Annotated in this window: 16 protein-coding genes; 9 read left to right on the top strand and 7 right to left on the bottom strand. The window is 44.3% G+C overall.

The window, feature by feature from the left end:
• Nucleotides 1–12 precede the first annotated feature (12 nt).
• Complete coding sequence (locus SporoP33_RS12760; RefSeq protein WP_196796793.1) at nt 13–1,161, bottom strand: sensor histidine kinase; 1,149 nt, start codon at nt 1,159–1,161, stop codon at nt 13–15.
• A gap of 150 nt (nt 1,162–1,311) precedes the next feature.
• On the opposite strand from SporoP33_RS12760, the gene SporoP33_RS12755 reads away from it, so the two are divergent.
• Together SporoP33_RS12755 and SporoP33_RS12750 are read left to right on the top strand one after the other, a co-directional pair.
• A complete protein-coding gene (locus SporoP33_RS12755; RefSeq protein WP_081244065.1) occupies nt 1,312–1,944 on the top strand; it encodes a YigZ family protein in 633 nt (210 codons plus the stop codon).
• A gap of 176 nt (nt 1,945–2,120) precedes the next feature.
• Nucleotides 2,121–3,152: an LCP family protein gene (locus SporoP33_RS12750; protein WP_081244064.1), complete on the top strand. Its 1,032-nt coding sequence runs from the start codon at nt 2,121–2,123 to the stop codon at nt 3,150–3,152.
• A 1,441-nt stretch (nt 3,153–4,593) separates the two neighbouring features.
• Here SporoP33_RS12750 and SporoP33_RS12745 read toward each other — a convergent pair.
• Nucleotides 4,594–5,637, bottom strand: a complete 1,044-nt coding sequence (locus SporoP33_RS12745; protein ID WP_081244063.1) for a glycosyltransferase family 4 protein — start codon at nt 5,635–5,637, stop codon at nt 4,594–4,596.
• Between the two features lie 288 nt (nt 5,638–5,925).
• On the opposite strand from SporoP33_RS12745, the gene secA2 reads away from it, so the two are divergent.
• Both secA2 and SporoP33_RS12735 read left to right on the top strand, forming a co-directional pair.
• Nucleotides 5,926–8,289, top strand: a complete 2,364-nt coding sequence (secA2, locus tag SporoP33_RS12740; RefSeq protein ID WP_081244062.1) for an accessory Sec system translocase SecA2 — start codon at nt 5,926–5,928, stop codon at nt 8,287–8,289.
• Nucleotides 8,286–9,194, top strand: coding sequence for an accessory Sec system S-layer assembly protein (locus SporoP33_RS12735; protein ID WP_081244061.1), 909 nt, complete (start codon nt 8,286–8,288; stop codon nt 9,192–9,194). Before secA2 ends, SporoP33_RS12735 begins: the two co-directional genes overlap by 4 nt.
• A gap of 86 nt (nt 9,195–9,280) precedes the next feature.
• Here the strand turns inward: SporoP33_RS12735 and SporoP33_RS12730 are convergent, their stop codons facing one another.
• Both SporoP33_RS12730 and SporoP33_RS12725 read right to left on the bottom strand, forming a co-directional pair.
• The gene (locus tag SporoP33_RS12730) at nt 9,281–9,739 is read right to left on the bottom strand and encodes a C40 family peptidase (RefSeq protein ID WP_155961364.1); all 459 of its coding nucleotides are present in this window, start codon (nt 9,737–9,739) and stop codon (nt 9,281–9,283) included.
• Between the two features lie 284 nt (nt 9,740–10,023).
• A complete protein-coding gene (locus tag SporoP33_RS12725) occupies nt 10,024–10,728 on the bottom strand; it encodes a glucosamine-6-phosphate deaminase (protein WP_231293251.1) in 705 nt (234 codons plus the stop codon).
• 341 nt (nt 10,729–11,069) lie between these two features.
• On the opposite strand from SporoP33_RS12725, the gene SporoP33_RS12720 reads away from it, so the two are divergent.
• The 4 genes from SporoP33_RS12720 to SporoP33_RS12705 all read left to right on the top strand — a co-directional run bounded on the left by SporoP33_RS12720 (nt 11,070) and on the right by SporoP33_RS12705 (nt 14,434).
• Nucleotides 11,070–11,210, top strand: coding sequence for a cytochrome c oxidase subunit 2A (locus SporoP33_RS12720; RefSeq protein WP_231293250.1), 141 nt, complete (start codon nt 11,070–11,072; stop codon nt 11,208–11,210).
• A gap of 26 nt (nt 11,211–11,236) precedes the next feature.
• The gene (locus SporoP33_RS12715) at nt 11,237–11,737 is read left to right on the top strand and encodes a cytochrome c oxidase subunit II (RefSeq protein ID WP_081244060.1); all 501 of its coding nucleotides are present in this window, start codon (nt 11,237–11,239) and stop codon (nt 11,735–11,737) included.
• A 3-nt stretch (nt 11,738–11,740) separates the two neighbouring features.
• On the top strand, nt 11,741–13,393 hold the full coding sequence (locus SporoP33_RS12710; RefSeq protein WP_081244059.1) for a b(o/a)3-type cytochrome-c oxidase subunit 1: 1,653 nt from the start codon (nt 11,741–11,743) through the stop codon (nt 13,391–13,393).
• A 339-nt stretch (nt 13,394–13,732) separates the two neighbouring features.
• A complete protein-coding gene (locus SporoP33_RS12705) occupies nt 13,733–14,434 on the top strand; it encodes a C40 family peptidase (RefSeq protein ID WP_081244058.1) in 702 nt (233 codons plus the stop codon).
• Between the two features lie 72 nt (nt 14,435–14,506).
• Here SporoP33_RS12705 and SporoP33_RS12700 read toward each other — a convergent pair whose 3' ends face one another.
• Complete coding sequence (locus SporoP33_RS12700; protein WP_081244057.1) at nt 14,507–15,244, bottom strand: SDR family NAD(P)-dependent oxidoreductase; 738 nt, start codon at nt 15,242–15,244, stop codon at nt 14,507–14,509.
• Nucleotides 15,245–15,462: 218 nt separating this feature from the next.
• On the opposite strand from SporoP33_RS12700, the gene SporoP33_RS12695 reads away from it, so the two are divergent.
• Nucleotides 15,463–17,055, top strand: coding sequence for a SulP family inorganic anion transporter (locus tag SporoP33_RS12695; protein ID WP_081244056.1), 1,593 nt, complete (start codon nt 15,463–15,465; stop codon nt 17,053–17,055).
• Nucleotides 17,056–17,165: 110 nt separating this feature from the next.
• Here the strand turns inward: SporoP33_RS12695 and murJ are convergent, their stop codons facing one another.
• Both murJ and SporoP33_RS12685 read right to left on the bottom strand, forming a co-directional pair.
• A complete protein-coding gene (gene murJ, locus SporoP33_RS12690; RefSeq protein ID WP_081244055.1) occupies nt 17,166–18,449 on the bottom strand; it encodes a murein biosynthesis integral membrane protein MurJ in 1,284 nt (427 codons plus the stop codon).
• The gene (locus tag SporoP33_RS12685) at nt 18,446–19,543 is read right to left on the bottom strand and encodes a glycosyltransferase (protein ID WP_081244054.1); all 1,098 of its coding nucleotides are present in this window, start codon (nt 19,541–19,543) and stop codon (nt 18,446–18,448) included. The genes murJ and SporoP33_RS12685 overlap by 4 nt, the downstream gene beginning before the upstream one ends.
• Between the last annotated feature and the right edge of the window lie 210 nt (nt 19,544–19,753).

The raw sequence follows: 19,753 nt of genomic DNA, 5'->3' as shown, positions 1-19,753 counted from the left end.
TAATTACCTTACTTACATTTCATCATCTAATGGAATCTGAAAAAGAACAGAAGTGCCTTCCCCAATTTTAGAGGATACCTTCATTTTCCCTTTCAATAATTCCACTCGTTCTTGCATTCCAATTAAACCAAATGATTTTTCTTTTACTTCTTTTGTGTCAAAGCCAAGACCTTGATCTTTTATTAAAATATTGACGGTTTCGCGCAACCATTCGATTTTGACCCAAATTTCATCAGTTTTCGCATGCTTGATGCTGTTATTCACTGATTCCTGTATGAGCCGGAAAACCCCTACTTCAAAATTAGAAGCAAATCTTTTTTCTGCTCCGTTGCTTTGGAAGTGGATGATCAGCGGCGCCTCATATTCACTAATAGTCGATAAATATTTGCGTAACGTCGGAACAAGCCCCAAGTCATCCAATGCCATAGGACGCAGATCATAAATGATTCGCCGCACTTCAGACAATGCTCCTCTGACCATTTCTTTCAGATAGGCCAGTTCCCTCATAGCTTCATCCGGACCATGCTGGACAAACGTTTTCTCAATCAGGCCGGAACGCATCAGAACATTCGCCAGCATCTGGGCTGGTCCGTCATGAATATCGCGTGACAGCCGTTTCCGTTCTTCTTCCTGCGCCTGAATGATCTGGACCGCAAAATCTTGTTTGTGTCGGGCGGTTTCAAGTGCCGTGCTCACATCTTTTAAATCAGACGTTAAATAATTAATCACAGTCGTTACTTGGTTAACGAGCTGATCTGCTCTTTCAATTGTAGAAAGCAGCGCCATAAGCCGGCGTTCCAGCTCATCCCGCCTTTCGCGAAGCTGCTTCTCTTCCATTTTATTGATGGAGACACGTACAAGCAAGTCATTTGCCGCACTGTAAGCTTGTTTTACTTCTTCTTCACTATACGTAACAAAATCCTTAGATACTGCGGCCAGACGCTTTCGCGAATGACGGGACATATCTTCTAAGGAATCACCTTCTGTTATTACATGCGAAATACTTTCTTTCACTTCTGCCAGCTCTTTTTGCATTTCTTCATAACTTCGGCGGCTTTGTTCACTAATTAAGAAGATATCGCTTTTCGAACGATCCATCACATTTACCATGTTGCCGAAAATCTTTTCCATTTGTTGAATGTCAATCGCTTTCTCGTTCAAATAACTACCTCCCGCACCTGTCTATAAGAAAATCAGCAAAGTGAGCAGCATTGCAGTTTAGCCTAATTACTTATACACTTCATATACAGTATATCATTTTCATGATGTAAAAGTATTATAAGTATATTACAAATGTAGGGGGAACGACAAATGCGAGCTAATTATAAAACCGTGAAATTATACGGTGAAAGTGAATTCATTATTCAAAAGTCCCGCTTTCTGTCATTTGTCAAGCGCGTCGAGACAGAACAAGAGGCCATGGACTTCATTGCAGAAATTAAAAAGAACCACCATACTGCTACTCATAATTGCTCTGCCTATATAATAGGTGAACATGACCATATACAAAAAGCAAATGATGACGGAGAACCTTCAGGCACAGCCGGCGTTCCCATTCTGGAAGTTCTCAAAAAACAGCAGCTGAAAGATACCGTAATTGTCGTGACACGCTATTTCGGCGGCATCAAACTTGGCGGCGGAGGATTGATCCGCGCTTATGGAAGAGCAGCTTCTGAAGGCATTGCGGCCACGGGAGCAGTCGAAAGAAAGCTGCACGCAGTAGTCAAAACATCTATTGACTATACATGGCTCGGCAAAGTCGAAAACGAAGTACGCCAATCAGCCTTCCCGTTAAAAGAGATTGTCTATGAAGAGGACGTTGAATTGTTTTTATATGTTCCGAAAGAAGACGAGAAGTTATTTGTCGATTGGATGACAGAGCTGACAAACGGCCAGGCTGTCATCGACATAACGGGTCATGAATTTCTGGAATTCGACATCTGACTATACGTCCAATCAAAAAGCGGGTATAATGGCAGTAGATGATGCCGCCATTCTAACGGTGCAAATTCATTTTTTTACCAGAAAAAATTGTACCGAACTGCTTCTGACAGTCCGGTACATCTTTCAATAAATTCGCCATTGACGGCTCTTCCTGCCGTACTCCCTGGAGGTATAAAATGAAAAGAGAAGAATATAAGAGGAAAAAGGGGTCGAAAACGAAGCGCTTCTTTAAAATAGCCTTGTTCACATTCCTCCTCGCTGCAATAGCCATTTCGGCATACGCCTTCAAATTGCATAATCAGGCGGTAAATGTGCTCGATCGCTCCTATGAACCGATTGCAAAATCAGAGCCGCCTGAAATGTATGTAGAGCCCGCTAAAGATAACGTTTCTATCCTGCTGATCGGCGTCGACGAAAGTGAAGCACGCCTGGAAAGAGAAGAGCACGGAAGATCCGATGCACTGGTGCTTGCCACATTAAATCCAAAGGCCAAAAGCATCAAACTCGTCAGCATCCCGCGTGATTCCTATGTCTATATTCCACAAGTCCATTACAAAGACAAAATTACCCACGCCCATGCGTACGGCGGAACAAAAGCATCCATTGATACCGTCGAAGAATTATTTGATATTCCAGTTAACTATTACGTCAAAATGAACTTCAACGCTTTCATTGATGTCGTAGATGCACTGGGCGGCGTCGAAGTCGAAGTGCCGTACGAACGCATCGAGAAAGATGAAAACGACAAAAACGCAATACATCTGATGCCGGGACTGCAGCGTTTGGACGGACGCCACACACTGGCCCTTGCACGAACACGCAAACTCGACAATGACATCGAGCGCGGCAAACGCCAGCAAATGATTCTCCAGGCAATGATCAAAGAAGCCACATCTCTTACATCCATTACCAAATACGGAGACGTCATTAACGCACTCGGGGAGAATATGAAGACAGACATGACTTCTAAACAAATGCTGTCCTTTATCCAATATATAAAGACCGGACTTCCTGAAGTGGATACACTCACACTGAAAGGCTATGACGATATGTCCACCGGCATCTACTACTACAAACTAGATGAACAGAACCTGGGCGAAACAAAGCAAATTCTAAAATCCCACCTCGGCCTGATTCCCGACTCTTCTTCCTTAACCGAACTCGACATAAACCAAACCTCCGCCTCATCCCAAACGGCTTATCAATAAAAATAGTCAGCGATGGAACCTCACCGGGTTTCATCGTTTTTTTATTGCGGATTTATTGTGCAGGCCGCGGGGATGTTGAACTGGTTTTCGGGGGAGGTTTGGGGTTGTGGCTAGGGGCTTGGGGCTTGGGGTTTGGGGCTTGAGGCTTGGGGCTTGGGGCTATTCTATGCCCAATGAGCGGATAACCGTCCACTATGAGCGCTTGCAAAGCCCCATAGAGCGCAAAACAAGAAGCTATGAGCGGTCACCGGCACACATAGAGCGCTCACACAGCTGCTATGAGCGCTTATAGGAATTAATGAGCGGTTGCGCCGGAATTTGCAAATCATACACGCCACTCTACAACTCTCCCACAAACATTAGATTGCGAATGAAACAAAGCCCAATGAGCGGATAACCGTCCGCTATGAGCGCTTGCACAGCCCCATAGAGCGCAAAACGAAAGGCTATGAGCGGTCACGAGGACGCATAGAGCGCTCACAAAGCTGCTATGAGCGTTTATCGGAATTAATGAGCGGTTGCGGTTGCGCCGGAATTTGCAGATCACGTGACCGTCACTCTACAACTCTCCCACAAACATTAGATTGCGAATGAAAAAAAGCCCAATGAGCGGATAACCGTCCACTATGAGCGCTTGCAAAGCCCAATAGAGCGCAAAACAAGAAGCTATGAGCGGTCGCGGGGACGCATAGAGCGCTCACAAAGCTGCTATGAGCGCTTATCGGAATTAATGAGCGGTTGCGCCGGAATTTGTAAACATACACGCCACTCTACAACTCTCCCACAAACATAAGACTGGGAATGAAAACAAAGCCCAATGAGCGGATAACCGACCACTATGAGCGCTTGCAAAGCCCCATAGAGCGCAAAGCGAAAGGCTATGAGCGGTCGCGGGGACGCATAGAGCGCTCACAAAGCTGCTATGAGCGCTTATCAGAATTAATGAGCGGTTGCGCCGGAATTTGTAAACATACACGCCACTCTACAACTCTCCCACAAACATAAGACTGTGAATGAAAACAAAGCCCAATGAGCGGATAACCGTCCACTATGAGCGCTTGCAAAGCCCAATAGAGCGCAAAACAAGAAGCTATGAGCGGTCGCGGGGACGCATAGAGCGCCCACACAGCCACTATGAGCGCTTAACAGGATTAATGAGCGGCAGCCGCCGTAATCTCTGCAAATCATACACCCCATTCTCCCTCCAAAAAACCAACAAAAGTGCAACGAAGTGGAAGGCGGCGACTCGGGGAGGATCAGCCCGACAGGCGAGACAACCAAAAGGGAGCCAACAGGCGACCTGGTTGGCTCGGCGCGGGTCCTCCCGAACGCGTCCGCCTGGAACGCAGTGCGACAGTGCCTTCCCCTTCCCTTTTCTCATTACTTCATCACATCAAAAAAAGCCCCCATCCGCTCCAAAGCAGATGAGGACTTTCCTAACTTACTTGCCAATCATGCGCACTAAATTTAACAGCGGACGATAATTCGCGCCTGCCAAACCGATTAGCTCAACGAACAATTCGATGACAATCAGCATGACGAAGATGAGAAGCAATGCGCCCCAAACCGTTGCCTGTGAGAACAAAACGGCCGCTGCGCCAAACAAGATCGCAATACCGTAAATAGTCAGCACGGCTTGTCTATGCGAAAACCCTACGCGCAGCAAACAGTGATGCAAATGCGACTTATCTGCCGCTGTAATCGACTGTTTCATGCGGACGCGTCTGACGATCGCAAAGAATGTATCTGAAATCGGTACACCCAGCATGATAATCGGGATAACTAATGATACAACCGCTACGTTCTTAAAACCGAGCAATGCCAGCACGGAAATCATAAATCCGAGGAAAAGCGAACCGGTATCGCCCATAAAAATTTTCGCCGGATGGAAGTTGAACACTAAGAATCCAAGCGAACTTGCTGCCAATATAGAAGCTGTTGCGGCAACGAAGATATCTCCCATTAATGCAGCCATTACGGTAATGGCGATCAAAGCAATAGTGGAAACACCCGCAGCCAGACCATCCAGCCCATCAATCAAGTTGATGGCGTTTGTGATTCCGATGATCCAGATAATTGTGATTGGAATACTGAAATATCCGAAGTCCAGTTGGCCGAGAAACGGTAAATTGATGAACTCAATTTGCAGTCCGCCCCACAGGACAACGACCAATGCAGCAACGAGCTGGCCTGAAGCTTTTGCTTTCGCTGTAATTTCTAACATATCGTCTAAGAAGCCAATCATGACGATCAGTACCGCACCGACCAGGATACCGACTGCGTGCTCGTCTTTTGGCAACAAAATAGCATATCCAATAATAAACGCACCAAAAATTGCGAGTCCGCCGATTCGAGGCATGATTCTCGCGTGAACTTTCCGATAATTGGGACGGTCAACCGCACCGATCCGATACGCGAGTTTGATGACAAGCGGTGTTAGTATGATTGCAGCGATAAAAGCTACAGACATTGCAATGAATAACATGTCTTTCCTCCCCAATTAGCATTAAGTACATATCACCTCATAGTATAACATGGTTGCTGATAGATTTCATTATTTAGTACGCATTACTTAATCATTCCCTTACTTGCTTGCATACAAACATCAAAAAACACTGTTATCAAGAGGTTTTAAGCATTTTGCACAAAGTTGCGGCAGAGCAAGTCTATTCTTCTTCCCTTCCAGATATAGATAGTCTTTTGCCGGGCTTTTTGGTAAAATGAATAGGAATCTCTCATTATAGACGGAGATTTATAAAGGAGCGTCTAACTCATGTTGAAAATCTTTAAACGTAAAACTGGAACGAGTGAACGCCAGCTGCGCAAATACCGCAAAATTGTGGAGCAGATCAATTCACTCGAACCCAAATATATTGCCATGTCCGATGATGATTTGTCAGGAATGACGAATCATTTCAAAGAACAATTAGAAGAAGGCGCAACCATTGAGAAGATCTTGCCGGATGCATTCGCCGTCGTACGCGAAGCGTCTAAACGGGTTCTCGGGATGCGTCATTTTGATGTCCAGCTGATCGGCGGAGCCGTGCTGACCGAAGGAAACATTGCCGAAATGCCGACTGGTGAAGGGAAAACTCTGGTAGCGTCTCTCCCCTCTTATGTCCGCGCACTGGAAGGAAAAGGCGTACACGTCATCACAGTCAATGACTATCTGGCGAAACGTGACTTTGAACAAATCGGTCAAATTCACCGCTTCTTAGGATTGACTGTCGGATTAAACGTGCCGATGATGCAAGGTCCGGCGAAGCAGGCGGCATACGAAGCAGATATTACGTACGGTGTCGGAACGGAATTCGGATTTGACTACTTGCGCGATAATATGGTGCAGCACCCTTCACAGAAAGTGCAGCGTCCCTACCATTTCGCCATTATTGATGAAGTTGACAGCGTGCTGATCGATGAAGCAAAAACACCGTTGATTGTAGCGGGTAAAATGCAGGCGGATGCAGATCTTCACCATATCGCAGCCCGTCTTGCCAAACGTTTTAAAGTGAACGAAGACTTCGACTTTGATGATGCAACTAAAGCGACTTCCCTCACCGAACAAGGAATCGAAAAAGTCGAGAAAGCATTCGGCATCGGCAACTTGTATGATCTGGATCACCAGACGCTGTATCATTACGTCATCCAGGCAGTCCGTGCATTCGTCATCTTCAAGCGTGATGTGGATTATATCGTGCGGGACGGAAAAATAGAACTGGTCGATATGTTCACCGGCCGGATTATGGAAGGCCGGACTTTATCAGATGGTCTTCATCAGGCCATCGAGGCAAAAGAAGGCGTCGAGATTACGGATGAAAATAAAGCCCAGGCACAAATTACGATCCAAAACTATTTCCGCATGTATCCAAAACTTTGCGGAATGACAGGCACGGCGATGACACAGGATAAGGAATTCCGTGAAGTTTATAATATGGAAGTACTTCAAATTCCTACGAACCGCCCGCGTGCACGAATCGATGCACCGGACTTCGTATATAAAACGACGGATGAGAAATACAGAGCAGTTGCCAAAGAAGTGGCGGCTCGTCACGCCAAAGGACAGCCTGTACTTGTCGGAACTACTTCCATTCTCCAATCCGAAGCCGTCGCCAAATACTTGCGTGATGAAGGATTGAGCTTCCACCTGTTGAATGCGAAAAGTGTCGAGCAGGAAGTTTCATTGATTGCCGATGCGGGACAGGCAGGCAATATTACTGTCGCCACCAACATGGCGGGACGCGGAACCGACATCGTACTCGGTGAAGGCGTCGAGGAAAACGGCGGTTTATTCGTACTGGGAACGGAAAAGCATGAGAGCCGGCGTGTCGATAATCAGCTGCGCGGCCGCTCTGGTCGTCAGGGTGATCACGGAGAAAGTCAATTCTATCTTTCTTTGGAAGATGAAATGTATATCCGTTTCTCCCCTGAAGAGCTGGAGAAGTTCCTGACGAAAGTCAAAACGGATGAAACCGGCAGAGTCTTGAATACCGATGTGCATGAGCTGACGGAACGCACCCAGCGCATTGTGGAAGGCGCACATTTCTCTATGCGTGAATACAATCTGAAGCTTGATGATGTCATCAATGACCAGCGTGAAGTAATCTATTCATTGCGCGACCGCGTGCTGGAAGGCAAGGATATTTTCGGCAAACTGAAGACCATGCTGTCAGAAACCGTCGAATTCGTTGTACTGGACAGCTGTCCGGATAATGAAATCGCAGACAACTGGGATTTTGAACGAATTGAGCGCACGATGAACGCCTTGCTGCTGACGCCGGTAGAATTGCCGCGTTCATTAGATAGAACAGCAGATATCATGAAAGAGTATGATGAAAGCATCGCAGAGTTGTTTGCATTTATCGACACATTCACTGATAATGAACAAGTAAGTCAGCTGCTGCCGCAGGTCATGTTGAGCTATATCGACACGATGTGGGTCAAGCATTTGGAAGTTATGACCCGCTTAAAAGAAGGAATTGGATTGCGTTCATACGGACAGGAAGATCCAATGCGTATTTACCAGCGCGAAGGCTTGCAGTTATTTGCTAAGCACTATCAGCGTCTGCGCAGGGATATTGCGTCCGAAATTATCGCATTCATGAAGCAACTCAATACACAACAGGAGGTTTCCCAATGAAACTCTTCAACTTATTCAAAAAGACTGAAAAAACCGGATTGGAAAGTACAGTAGAATCCGAAGAAATCTTAGAGAACGGCCAGGCAGGTTCAGGCGATGAAGATATCGAGACTGAATTATCACTTCATGAGCAATGGAACCTGACGCAGGAACAGGAATATGTTTTCCGTTTTCTTGCAAATGAACTGGAGCCATTAAAGCCAAATCAAATCTCTTTATCTGGTATCGACATCGATTTCGAACCTGCAAATGACAGCTGGCTAGTAAAATCATTTTTCCGTTCTTCACTTGACCAAGCCATCACTGTAGGAACAATTGAACTTCTATTATTGGACGCAGAAGGCAACACAGCGGCTTCCGCGGAATTCGACCTGAATGAATTGGGTGAAATTCCTGCGCGCAGTGCACGTCCGTGGGTATTCGTTTTTGAAAAGAAAGACCAGCTGGCTGAAGAAATTCCCGCTGAAAACTGGAAGCTGGCATTCAACGTACACTCCATGATGCCGCACCAATTGGAACTTGCCCCTTCCTGGGAAGAGCAGCTTCCTGCTGAACAAAAAGAAGCGCTGGCTGACATCGTTGAAGGTCTTCCAAAATTGAAGCCCCGCGAAGTAAATATCGCCGGTTTCCAAATACAGAAGCAAGATGACGGCAATATTGCCGCATCGGTCTTCGTCCGCAACGGCCACTCCAAGCAGATCAATATTGAAAAGCTGCCGCTTGAACTGATCGATGCGACCGGAGAACTGGTGGCACGGGGAACATTTGACCTGAAACCGCCACTTTCGGTAAAAGCAAACAGCACCACTCCTTGGACATTCATTTATCCGAAGGAACTGATTGTCAAAGCAGAACCGGATTTCTCCCGCTGGACCATCCGCGTTCCTCAAGACGCAACTAATTAACATGCACCGGATACGAGATAAGTTCTCTCGCATCCGGTTTTTTTACATAAAAAAACGGTCTCCCGTAATGGAAGACCGTCCACTATTTAAATACCTGCCACACGCTTAGCACCGATATAACGCTTGCCCCAATATACATCATTTACTCTGTCTACACGCACACCTTTAGATGTGGACGCATGCGCGAATTTGCCGTTGCCTACATAGATCCCTACATGGGACACCCCGCGGCCGGTTGTATTAAAGAATACCAGATCGCCGTTGCGAAGATTTGACTTCTTTACAGCACGTCCTGATGCATACATAGCTTTGGACGTTCTTGCTACCTTTAATCCGTTTTGTTTAAATACATAGCCGACATAACCTGAGCAATCAAAACCTGCTCTAGTTGTTCCGCCGTAACGGTATTTGATTCCTGTAAGACTTGTTGCCGTTTTGGTAATATTAGTAGTTTTTCCTGCCGCTTCAGCTTGTCCCGTAAAAGGCGCGACAATTAATACAGCAGATAACGCAATAACTGATAGTACTTTTTGCAATAGATTCATAAGTTCCTCCAATAATAGTATGTATTTTTGCCTGTTTACTAGTCTGGCTGTTTATGTTGTATTAACATTAGCATTTTCAAATCCTCATTTTTATTACAGTAATGTAACAAGGTTGTTTCAATGTGCGTATACTTTGTTACTTTTGAAATAATTATGGCTGTTTTTAACAAATACATTCTGGTTATGTTATTTTATGACGTCAACATATGAAACAACGCAAAAAGGGCTGCTGCAGAAGTCGTTACCGCTTCTGCAACAGCCCTTTTATTAGTTACTGCAATATTTCAGTCAATCTGTAAATCAGTGATGACTACGACGTCATCGTGACGCAATAGTTTAGTGATTGGCCAGTCTGCTGTCACTTCACCAGACTTTAACTTTTCCATTGCTGCGCGCTTTTTCTCTCCGAACGCAACCATAATCAGTTTCTTTGCATTGGTAATGGATGAGATTCCCATCGTTAACGCGATGTTCGGAATTTTATCATCATTTTCGAAGTACTGACTGTTAACATCCAGCGTGGATTCTGTGAGTTTTGCAACATGTGTGACAGAATCAAATGACGTTCCGGGTTCGTTGAATGCAATATGGCCATTCTCTCCTACTCCAAGCAGCTGAATATCCAGCGGGTTGGAGTTCAGCTTCCGCTCGTACTCTTTGCACTCTTCATCTAAGTCTTCCGCCATGCCATTTGGAATATATGTCGCTTTGAACGGTTTTTTGCTGAATAAATGCTGTTTCATAAAGTATGCATAGCTATTAGGATTGTCTGCACCTAATCCGACATATTCGTCTAAATTGAATGCTGTAACATTAGAAAAGTCCAGCTGCGAGTTTGTCCATTCGTCATAAACCGGGATCATCGTGCTTCCTGTTGCCAGTCCCAGCACGTGCAATCTATCATGTTGAAGTTCTTCGGAAATCAGGTTGAAAACTTCTTTTGCTCCCTCTTCAGGGTTTTTCACTGTAATCCATTTAATGTTTTCCATTTCATACACCGTCTTCCTAGGTTTTACCTTATTATATTGTAATTTCAAACTGACGTACGGTCAAGAATCAGCCCGCACTTTTCTATTAAATTCTACCCTCTATTAATTACTGCTACACATTTATTTTCACTGCATAATTGATGGATTTTCCAGATAGTACGTTCTGCCTGTTATGAATCACAAATGCGCATAAATGTGTATGTCAAAAGCATGTTAAGTGGTTGAACATATTGTGAACATTCCTCATAAATGTCCATTCATAGGGATTTCCCTAATTCTTTATTCCTCCTCCAGGATTATGATGAGAGTACGAATTACATTCAGAGAAGGAGGTGGCCGTGTTGAGCAAGAAACAGGTGTCTTCTAAAAACCAGCCAAAAGAAGAAGCGAATCTAAAAGGTACATTAATCATGGTAATGATTGTTGGTATCGTTATTCTTATCATGTGGTTCGGCGCTTACGGATTATTCATATCTAGATAATGAACAGCATTAAAGGAGGAAATACTATGCATTTGCATAAATACGAAAAAGTTTGGCTAGTGTTCGGATTAGGTTCATTGGTTTTATTCTTACTGATTATCGGCTTTGCAGCGTTCTGGAAAGGAACACATCCGCAAAGTCACATTGAAACAATCGATCCGCAGAACGTCGAAGCAAACGAATCATTCCAGCCTGAGAATCTCGGTCTGACAGAAGTTGCTGACGGAAAGTATGTTGTCAATATGGTTGCGTCGGCATTTAACTACGATTTTGGTAAAGAAGATGACGGAACCGCTACTAAGACGATTCGTGTGCCTAAAGGTTCCACAGTTCTTTTCCAAATTACAAGTAAAGATGTCGTCCACGGATTCCAAGTGGCAGGCACAAATGTCAATATGATGGTGGAACCCGGACATATTAGCCGCTTTGAAGCCGTCATGAAAAACAGCGGCGAATTTACAGTAGTCTGTAATGAATATTGCGGCATCGGTCACCATTTGATGTTCGGCACAGTGGAGGTGTATTAAGCTATGGAACTATTCAACTTCTCGAAAAAAGAATCCAGACTCTATATGGCCTTTATGCATGTCACGTTCATCTCGCTCTTAGTCGGCGGTTTAATGGGACTGCTCCAGACTTTGGTCCGTTCAGGAAAATATACATTGCCATTTAATATTGACTATTACACGATTTTAACAACACACGGCGTAGTACTGGGTCTTGTATTGACTACATTCTTCATCGTAGGCTTCCAGTTCTCTCTTATGGGAAAAACAGTCGGTATTTCCGGCAAACAACTAAAATGGGGCTGGATTTCATTTTGGGTAATGCTAGTCGGAACTGTATTATCTGCGTGGATGATCTTAACAGGTGAAGCATCCGTATTGTATACATTCTACACACCGCTTCGCGCACATCCGGTATTCTATATTGGATTGGCAATGGTTATTATCGGCAGCTGGATTGCTGCATTCGTAAACTTCCGTCAATTATATGTATGGAAGAAAGCACATAAAGGTGAAAAATCTCCATTACTTGCGTTCATGGTCGTCATTAACATGATCATGTGGGTTGTTGCATCACTTGGTGTAGCGTACTCAGTTGTTGTATTAATCTTACCTTGGTCACTCGGTTATGTCGCGACAGTCAACGTGTTACTGACACGCACACTATTCTGGTACTTCGGTCACCCGCTCGTATATTTCTGGTTATTGCCTGCTTATATGGCTTGGTACGCAATTATCCCAAAAATTATCGGCGGAAAGCTATTCAGTGACTCATTGGCAAGACTTGCATTCATTCTATTGCTGATGTTCTCGATTCCGGTCGGATTCCACCACCAATTGACCGAACCGGGTATTGACCCGACTTGGAAATTCATCCAAGTAGTTTTGACATTCATGGTCGTCATCCCTTCATTGATGACTGCATTCTCTCTGTTTGCTACTTTTGAAATTACAGGAAGAAAAAAAGGATATACATCTCTCTTCGGCTGGTTTAAGAAACTGCCTTGGAAAGATGTTCGTTTCTTAGCACCGTTCGTAGGTATGGCAGCGTTTATTCCAGGCGGAGCAGGCGGTATTATTAACGCTTCCCACCAGGTAAACTCTCTTGTCCATAACACAATCTGGATTACCGGGCATTTCCATTTAACGGTCGCAACCACTGTCATTTTGACGTTTTTCGGTATTGCGTATTGGCTGATTCCTCACTTGACAGGACGCCGTTTGACTCCGAGATTAAATAAATTAGGAATCATTCAGACATTCATCTGGGCGATCGGTATGACGATCATGTCTACTTCCATGCACATTCAAGGTTTGATCGGCGGACCGCGTCGTTCAGCTTTCTCTGAATATGCAGGCGGAGATCAAGTTTCCACATGGATCAGTTATCAGTTGTCGCAGGCAGTCGGCGGAACCATTCTATTCATCGGTATTCTGCTGATGTTCTACATCTTTATTCAATTGGCATTCTTCGCACCACGCGGTTATGAAGAATACCCGATCGCTGAAGAAGAGCCCGACGCAGAGAAAACACCAAAGATTTTGGAGAACTGGTACTTATGGATCGGTATCACTATCGCTTTGATATTATTTGCGTATACTATTCCGATGATCGATATTATCAAGCACTCACCTCCTGGATCTATACCATTCGACTGGCCTATCGGACGTTCTTAACCAATAAAAAAGCCCTGAAAATCCGAAATCGGAATTTTTCACGGGCTTTTTTTTACAGCGTTCCACATAGTAATCGCTTTCAATTAATGACTTCTAGAATTTATTGATAAATCTGAATATAGATTCAATTTTACTAAAAAAACCGAAATTCACGCTCAACAAACCCTCAACTCAAAAACAATGGATCTAATAGTCTATTAAACATTTTTTGAAAGATAAGTCTAAAGGTACGTTTACTATCCATTCTAGTATTGTATGATAGGTTTATAGAATTAAATCCAGACTATGTACTAAAGCACAAGAAGTAAATCTAGTATACTAAAAGGAGATAATTTAAACATGAAGAAAATTGCTCTAACCGCGATTGCCTCTCTTATGCTGGCAACAAGCATATCTGTAGGCAGTGTTGCCGCTGCGTCAAAAACGCATATCGTGCAGCCGGGAGAAACTCTTTATAAGATTTCTACTCAATACAAGATTACCGTAACTGAATTAAAGCGTCTGAACTCTCTTACTTCAAATAACATTAAGGTGAAACAGAAGCTGATTGTAGAAAATAAAGTGAACTCGTCGAAAGCTGTATCTTCTACTAATTCATTTACCGGCACATTGTCATCAAGTAAACCTGTCACACAGCCGAAAACGCTGGTTACAAGTGCACCATCCAATGCGTTGAGCACTAGATTGGTGGATATCGCAATGCCCCTTCAAGGAATCCCTTATGTATGGGCCGGCGTAACTCCTTCGGGATTTGATTGCAGCGGATTTATTTACTATACGTTCAACCAGGCAGGTGTGAAAGTCCCTAGACTGGATACGATCGGATTCTTTAACCGTTCAGTTTTCGTCAAAGATCCTTCAGTGGGAGATTTGTTGTTTTTCCAAAATACATATCGTCCCGGCATTTCACATATCGGGATTTACCTTGGAGACAATAAGTTCATTCACGCAGGTGTGAAAGAAATTGAGATTGCATCATTGGATTCTTCATACTGGAATACGCGTTTCATGGGCTTTAAGCGCTTCACGGACATAAAATAACACCGTAAAAAACGGGTTGTTCCGCAAGTCATGGTGACTTGTGGGACAACCCGTTTATTTCTTTTACTATTATTATCTTGCAGAGTATCCGCCGTCGATGACAATTTCTGCACCTGTGATATAAGATGATTCATCAGATGCCAAGAACAATACCGCATTCCCTACATCTTCAGGTTGTCCCAGGCGCTGCAGCGGAGTCATTTTGATCAGCATGCCGAGGATATCTTTTGATTCTTCCAGGTTTTTCGTCATTGGGGTTTCAATAACACCCGGGAATACCGTATTTACACGAATGCCGTCTTTACCGTATTCAGCTGCCGCCGCTTTGGAGATTGCACGCACCGCTCCTTTAGACGCGGAGTACGGGTTCAAGCCCATACCGATAAGTGCCGTATAGGAGGATATATTAACAATTGCGCCTTTTTTCGCTTTCTTCATATATTTAGATGCATGTTTCATGCCTAGGAATGTACCGAAACTGTTGATGTCGGATAATTTGCGCCAATCTTCAATTGTAATCTGATCCACTGTTTTTTCAGTCGAAATACCGGCGTTGTTGACGAGAATGTCTAATTTTCCGAAGTGGTCGACTGCTTTTTTCATAGCCGCTTCCCATTCTTCATCTGCGGTTACGTTCAATGTAACCGTGAATATATTGTCTTGCCCGCCCCATTTTTCTTCAAGGGCTGCTTCATTAATATCTGCTGCGATGACTTTTGCGCCTTCTGCAACAAATTGTTTCACCATCATTTCACCCATACCTGATGCTCCGCCTGTAATGAATGCTACTTTATCTTGTAATCTGCCCATCATAAATCTCTCCTTTGTATTGGCTTTTCTGCCTTTGTTATTTTAATATAGTTTAACACTAAAATACTTCCGAATCAATTTTGCTGTTTGCATGAAATCCCCTATGATTTCTTATTCCTTCTACGCTACTGCTTTTATGCACACCTTGTATAAATAAACAGCATAAGATATAATTAGAACTGTAAACTACACACTATAAGCGGAAGAAGTGAACAAATATGTTCAAAGATCAACGCTATCTTAACTATAATGCAGCGGGATTCCGGCAGGATTTGATTGCAGGGATTACTGTTGGAATTGTAGCCATTCCGCTTGGGATGGCTTTTGCAATTGCATCGGGCGTCAAACCCGAATATGGTCTGTACACGACGATTATCGCAGGTCTGTTAGTTGCACTGCTTGGCGGTTCACGCTTTCAAATAGCGGGTCCGACAGGGGCGTTCATTCCTATTTTGCTGGCAATCGTCCTGCAGTACGGCTATGAAGATTTACTGATTGCCGGCTTCCTGGCCGGGATTATCCTTGTCGTCATGAGTTTCCTCGGCGTCAGCAGCCTGATTCATTTCGTCCCCCGCTCGGTGACGATTGGTTTTACCGCAGGGATTGCCGTCATTATTTTCACCGGACAGTTTCAAAACTTCTTTGGACTGACCGGCGTGGAGAAGAAGGAATTTTTCCATGAAAGCATGACGGAAATTGCACGCCAGTTCCACACGGTCAATACGTTCAGTATATTGACTGCCGTAATCGGTCTGGCCGTTATTTTTATTTTACCGAAGATTTCCAAGAAGATACCGGTACTGCTCGTAGCACTGTTGATACCGACGATTTGTTCTATTCTGTTTTTCCCCGGGAAAATCGAGACGATCGGCACTGCATACGGCGGGATTCCACAGCATCTTCCTGCTTTTCATTTCCCGCAGATTACACTTTCTAAACTGGTTAATCTGTGGCAGCCTGCTTTGATCATTGCAGCGCTTGGAGCAATTGAGTCCTTGCTGTCTGCTGTCGTAGCAGATGGAATGAAGAGCAACTTGCCGAAACATGATTCCAAAAAAGAATTATTCGGTCAAGGTATCGCCAATATAGTTACACCGCTTTTCGGCGGAATACCAGCTACCGGGGCGATTGCACGTACCGCTACAAACATTGGCTCAGGTGCAGTCAGTCCGATTTCGGGCGTCATTCAAAGTCTGTTTGTTCTTGCATTCTTATTACTATTCGCACCCTATGCCTCTTACATTCCATTAGCAGCAATGGCGCCAATTCTTATGTATGTCGCATGGAATATGAGTTCACGAAAAGCATTTGTTCAAATTGCTTCATTGCGCTCAGGTGACTCCATTGTCCTGCTGACCACATTCCTTCTGACAATTTTCGTGAATTTGACGATCGCGGTAGAAGTCGGAATTCTGCTTGCTGCACTTTCCTTCTTACGGAAGATGAGCGGCTCACTCGATATTAAGCAGAGTAAGCTGAGTGATGTGGAGAAATACAAACTGTCTGAAGACGATGAAGAAGATCTGATTAAGTTCAAGTTATCCGGACCGCTGTTTTTCGGTACGGCGAAGTATTTCGAGGACCGTTATCCCGAACTTTTGAAGCTTGACCAGAAGACGATTATTTTAGACATGAAAAATGTAACAGCTATTGACGCTACCGGTGAAGCTGCCCTGTCCGCACTTCTTGACGAAGCGCGGCAGCGAAATAAGCGGCTGATTTTCAAGAAAGTGCCGCCAGAAAAAGTAAATCTGTTTAAACGAAGCGGGCTGTACGAAAAAATCGGCAAAGATAACTTCTTTATGCTGTAAGTTCTTCATCCATTGCAGAAAAGCACTGCCCCGTCCGTCATTTGCTTCTGGCTTACACCAGCACACGCAAAAGCTTCCTCCCCATGCGGGAGGAAGCTTTTTCATGTACTTTATAATTTCCATTTAAGCCGTGCATATCCTGCAAGCAGCAGAAAGTTCACCGCGGCACTGATGACAGTACCGTAAGCAATGGCCTGTGCACCGATTTGATCGACCAATGCATAAATGATGCCAATATTAATACCGAATACGCTAATAAGACTGAAGATAATCGGCGTGATCGAATTCCCTTTTGCATAATAGAAGCGTGTAATGTATGTATTCGCCGCCAAAAAGAACATCGACAGGGCAAATATTTTGAACACCGGCACCGTCAGCATAATCGACTTTTCACCGAAGTTCCCATAACCGAATACAATGCGGATCAATGGCTCTGCTAAAAAATAACAGAATGCAGTCGCAGGCAAAAGTAGCGCCACCATGTACAGCATCCCTTTTTTATAAAGCGCTTTGATCGTCTTTGTATCCCCTTCCCCCTCTTTCTTTGCAAGCATGGGATAGATGACCGTTGTTACGGCAGTCATCAGAATTGCCTGCGGAAAGCCCGTCAGTTTCGACGCATAATTAATAGAAGAAATTGCACCTTCTCCTAAACCGCCTGCCGCAAACCGGTGGATAATATAGTAGAACTGCAGCGATGCACCGCCGAATAAAATCGGAAGTGCCAGCCACCACATTCTTTTAATATCGGGCGGCATACCGAATGAAGGCTTCAGTGACGACAGATTCGCGCGCTTGATGCCCCAATAGAGGAACAAAGCCATCATGAGCGCACTGGCCATGGCGCCGACACCGTATGATTCGGGACCGAGCCACTTCGTCAGCAGCACACCGACTAGAACAAACGCGGCATTATACAGCAAAATCGCCAGACTTGAGAGCTGAAAGCGGTCATTGATGTTCAGCAATCCGCTCATCCAGGTTGACATCACCAGCACAATGGAGGAAGGCATCATCCAAAGGAAGAGGTTCCGGACAAGTGTATAATCTTCTTCTGTTAATTCCTTGAAAAACAAGTGAAGGATCGGATTCATAAATATGATAATCAGCATAGTTATGATGGTTGCTGAAATGACAACAGTCGTGAACGCCTTTCGGACAAATAGCGGCTTGTCCATGCTCGACGAATGATAGACTGATATGAATGCGGTCGTCAGCGCCCCGCCCAGCACTAAATAAATGAAGTTTGGAATTGTATAGGCCGTCGCAATCGCATCTGCTACTGTGGATGTCCCATATTGAATCCCGATAACGACTTCACGGCCGAAGCCGAACAGTCTTGCCACGATATTGATGACGGCAACCGCCCCGATAATTTTGAATAATTTACTCATGAAGTGAATCCCTTTCCATTCTTTTCATAGATATCGTTCAATCTCTTGACGATTACTTCTGAAGAATGTTGCTGAATGATCTGCTGTGCAGTTTCATGCTGCTCTCTTGTTACTTCATTCGCAAGGGCCTGTTCCAGTCCGGCTGCAAGAGAATGGGCGTCACGCGGCTCAACAAGCGTTCCTGCACCATCTTTCAGTAAGTACGGCAGTCCGCCGACATTCGATGCTACGACTTTCGCACCGGACACCAGTGCCTCGAGCGCAACGAGGCCAAATCCTTCATGATAGGAAGGCAGAACGAGAATATCAGCTGCAGACATCCATTTGGATAATTCCGTCTGGCTGACAGGCTCTTTAAAACGGATATCTTTATTACCGGCAGCCTTTTCTTTTACTGCCGCTGTAAAACGTTCATCCTTTTGCGAGCCTATTATATAGAGAAGCAGATCATCATGTGTTTTGCGCAGCTGTTCAAATGCATCCAGCAATTCCATGACGCCTTTTGCTTCAATCACATTGCCCACAAAGATCAGCACCCGTTCATTCAAAGGCACATCCAGCAATAAACGCACTTCCTCCTGCGCCATCGTTTTAAATATATTCGTGTCCACGCCCATACTCATTATTTCTACTTTTTGCGGCGCAATGCCGTAGTCATGGATTACATGATCATGAAGCTTCTCCCCTACTGTGATGACAGATGCCGCTTCCTGCAAAATTTGTTTGGTGTAATTAGCAATGCGAGCACTTTTCTTCGCCATTTTATCAAGATCTCCGCCATGTACCGTGACAACGTACGGAATATTAAATAACTTCTTCGCCATCAGCGACAATAAACCTGTAGGAAATGCATAATGCGCATGCGTTATGCCGATTTTCTTTTTATTCCGCAGTACATACAGCAGAGAGCTGATGCCCCATGACAGATATTTTGTTATTTTATCTATTGGACTTTTCCCCGGTTCATGAATCGCAATGACTTTTACGTCTGTTCCGGCACTTTTTAATTGTTCCACTTGATTTTTCACAAAGATTCCGTAGGTAGGATGCTCTGCGGAAGGATACATATTACTGAAGACTACTACTTTACTCACTTATAACTCATCCTTTGTCGCTTTCCTGATTTACAGGATGGCTCTTTTATACGTTGAATGATTATACCACATACATCACGGATATAAAGTCGCAATAACTGTTGTCTGACTTTACCGTATGTTCTGTATATTGAAAAACCTATCTAGGAGTTTCTACTAAAATTTCAATGTGACTTCTCTGTGTAATTCTCTTGTAATGTAACTGTAACA

The organism is Sporosarcina sp. P33, assembly GCF_002077155.1.
GTDB lineage: Bacteria > Bacillota > Bacilli > Bacillales_A > Planococcaceae > Sporosarcina.
Note: the sequence above shows the minus strand (reverse complement) of the source record. Positions and strands in the feature narration are given on the sequence as shown.

Bases quoted from the DNA above. Each gene is read 5' to 3' on its own strand.
- SporoP33_RS12750 (WP_081244064.1), top strand. From the start codon at position 2,121: ATGAAAAGAGAAGAATATAAGAGGAAAAAGGGGTCGAAAACGAAGCGC.
- SporoP33_RS12710 (WP_081244059.1), top strand. From the start codon at position 11,741: ATGGAACTATTCAACTTCTCGAAAAAAGAATCCAGACTCTATATGGCC.
- SporoP33_RS12725 (WP_231293251.1), bottom strand. From the start codon at position 10,728: ATGGAAAACATTAAATGGATTACAGTGAAAAACCCTGAAGAGGGAGCA.
- SporoP33_RS12745 (WP_081244063.1), bottom strand. From the start codon at position 5,637: ATGTTATTCATTGCAATGTCTGTAGCTTTTATCGCTGCAATCATACTA.
- murJ (WP_081244055.1), bottom strand. From the start codon at position 18,449: ATGAGTAAATTATTCAAAATTATCGGGGCGGTTGCCGTCATCAATATC.
- SporoP33_RS12700 (WP_081244057.1), bottom strand. From the start codon at position 15,244: ATGGGCAGATTACAAGATAAAGTAGCATTCATTACAGGCGGAGCATCA.
- secA2 (WP_081244062.1), top strand. From the start codon at position 5,926: ATGTTGAAAATCTTTAAACGTAAAACTGGAACGAGTGAACGCCAGCTG.
- SporoP33_RS12715 (WP_081244060.1), top strand. From the start codon at position 11,237: ATGCATTTGCATAAATACGAAAAAGTTTGGCTAGTGTTCGGATTAGGT.
- SporoP33_RS12755 (WP_081244065.1), top strand. From the start codon at position 1,312: ATGCGAGCTAATTATAAAACCGTGAAATTATACGGTGAAAGTGAATTC.
- SporoP33_RS12735 (WP_081244061.1), top strand. From the start codon at position 8,286: ATGAAACTCTTCAACTTATTCAAAAAGACTGAAAAAACCGGATTGGAA.
- SporoP33_RS12730 (WP_155961364.1), bottom strand. From the start codon at position 9,739: ATGAATCTATTGCAAAAAGTACTATCAGTTATTGCGTTATCTGCTGTA.
- SporoP33_RS12705 (WP_081244058.1), top strand. From the start codon at position 13,733: ATGAAGAAAATTGCTCTAACCGCGATTGCCTCTCTTATGCTGGCAACA.
- SporoP33_RS12695 (WP_081244056.1), top strand. From the start codon at position 15,463: ATGTTCAAAGATCAACGCTATCTTAACTATAATGCAGCGGGATTCCGG.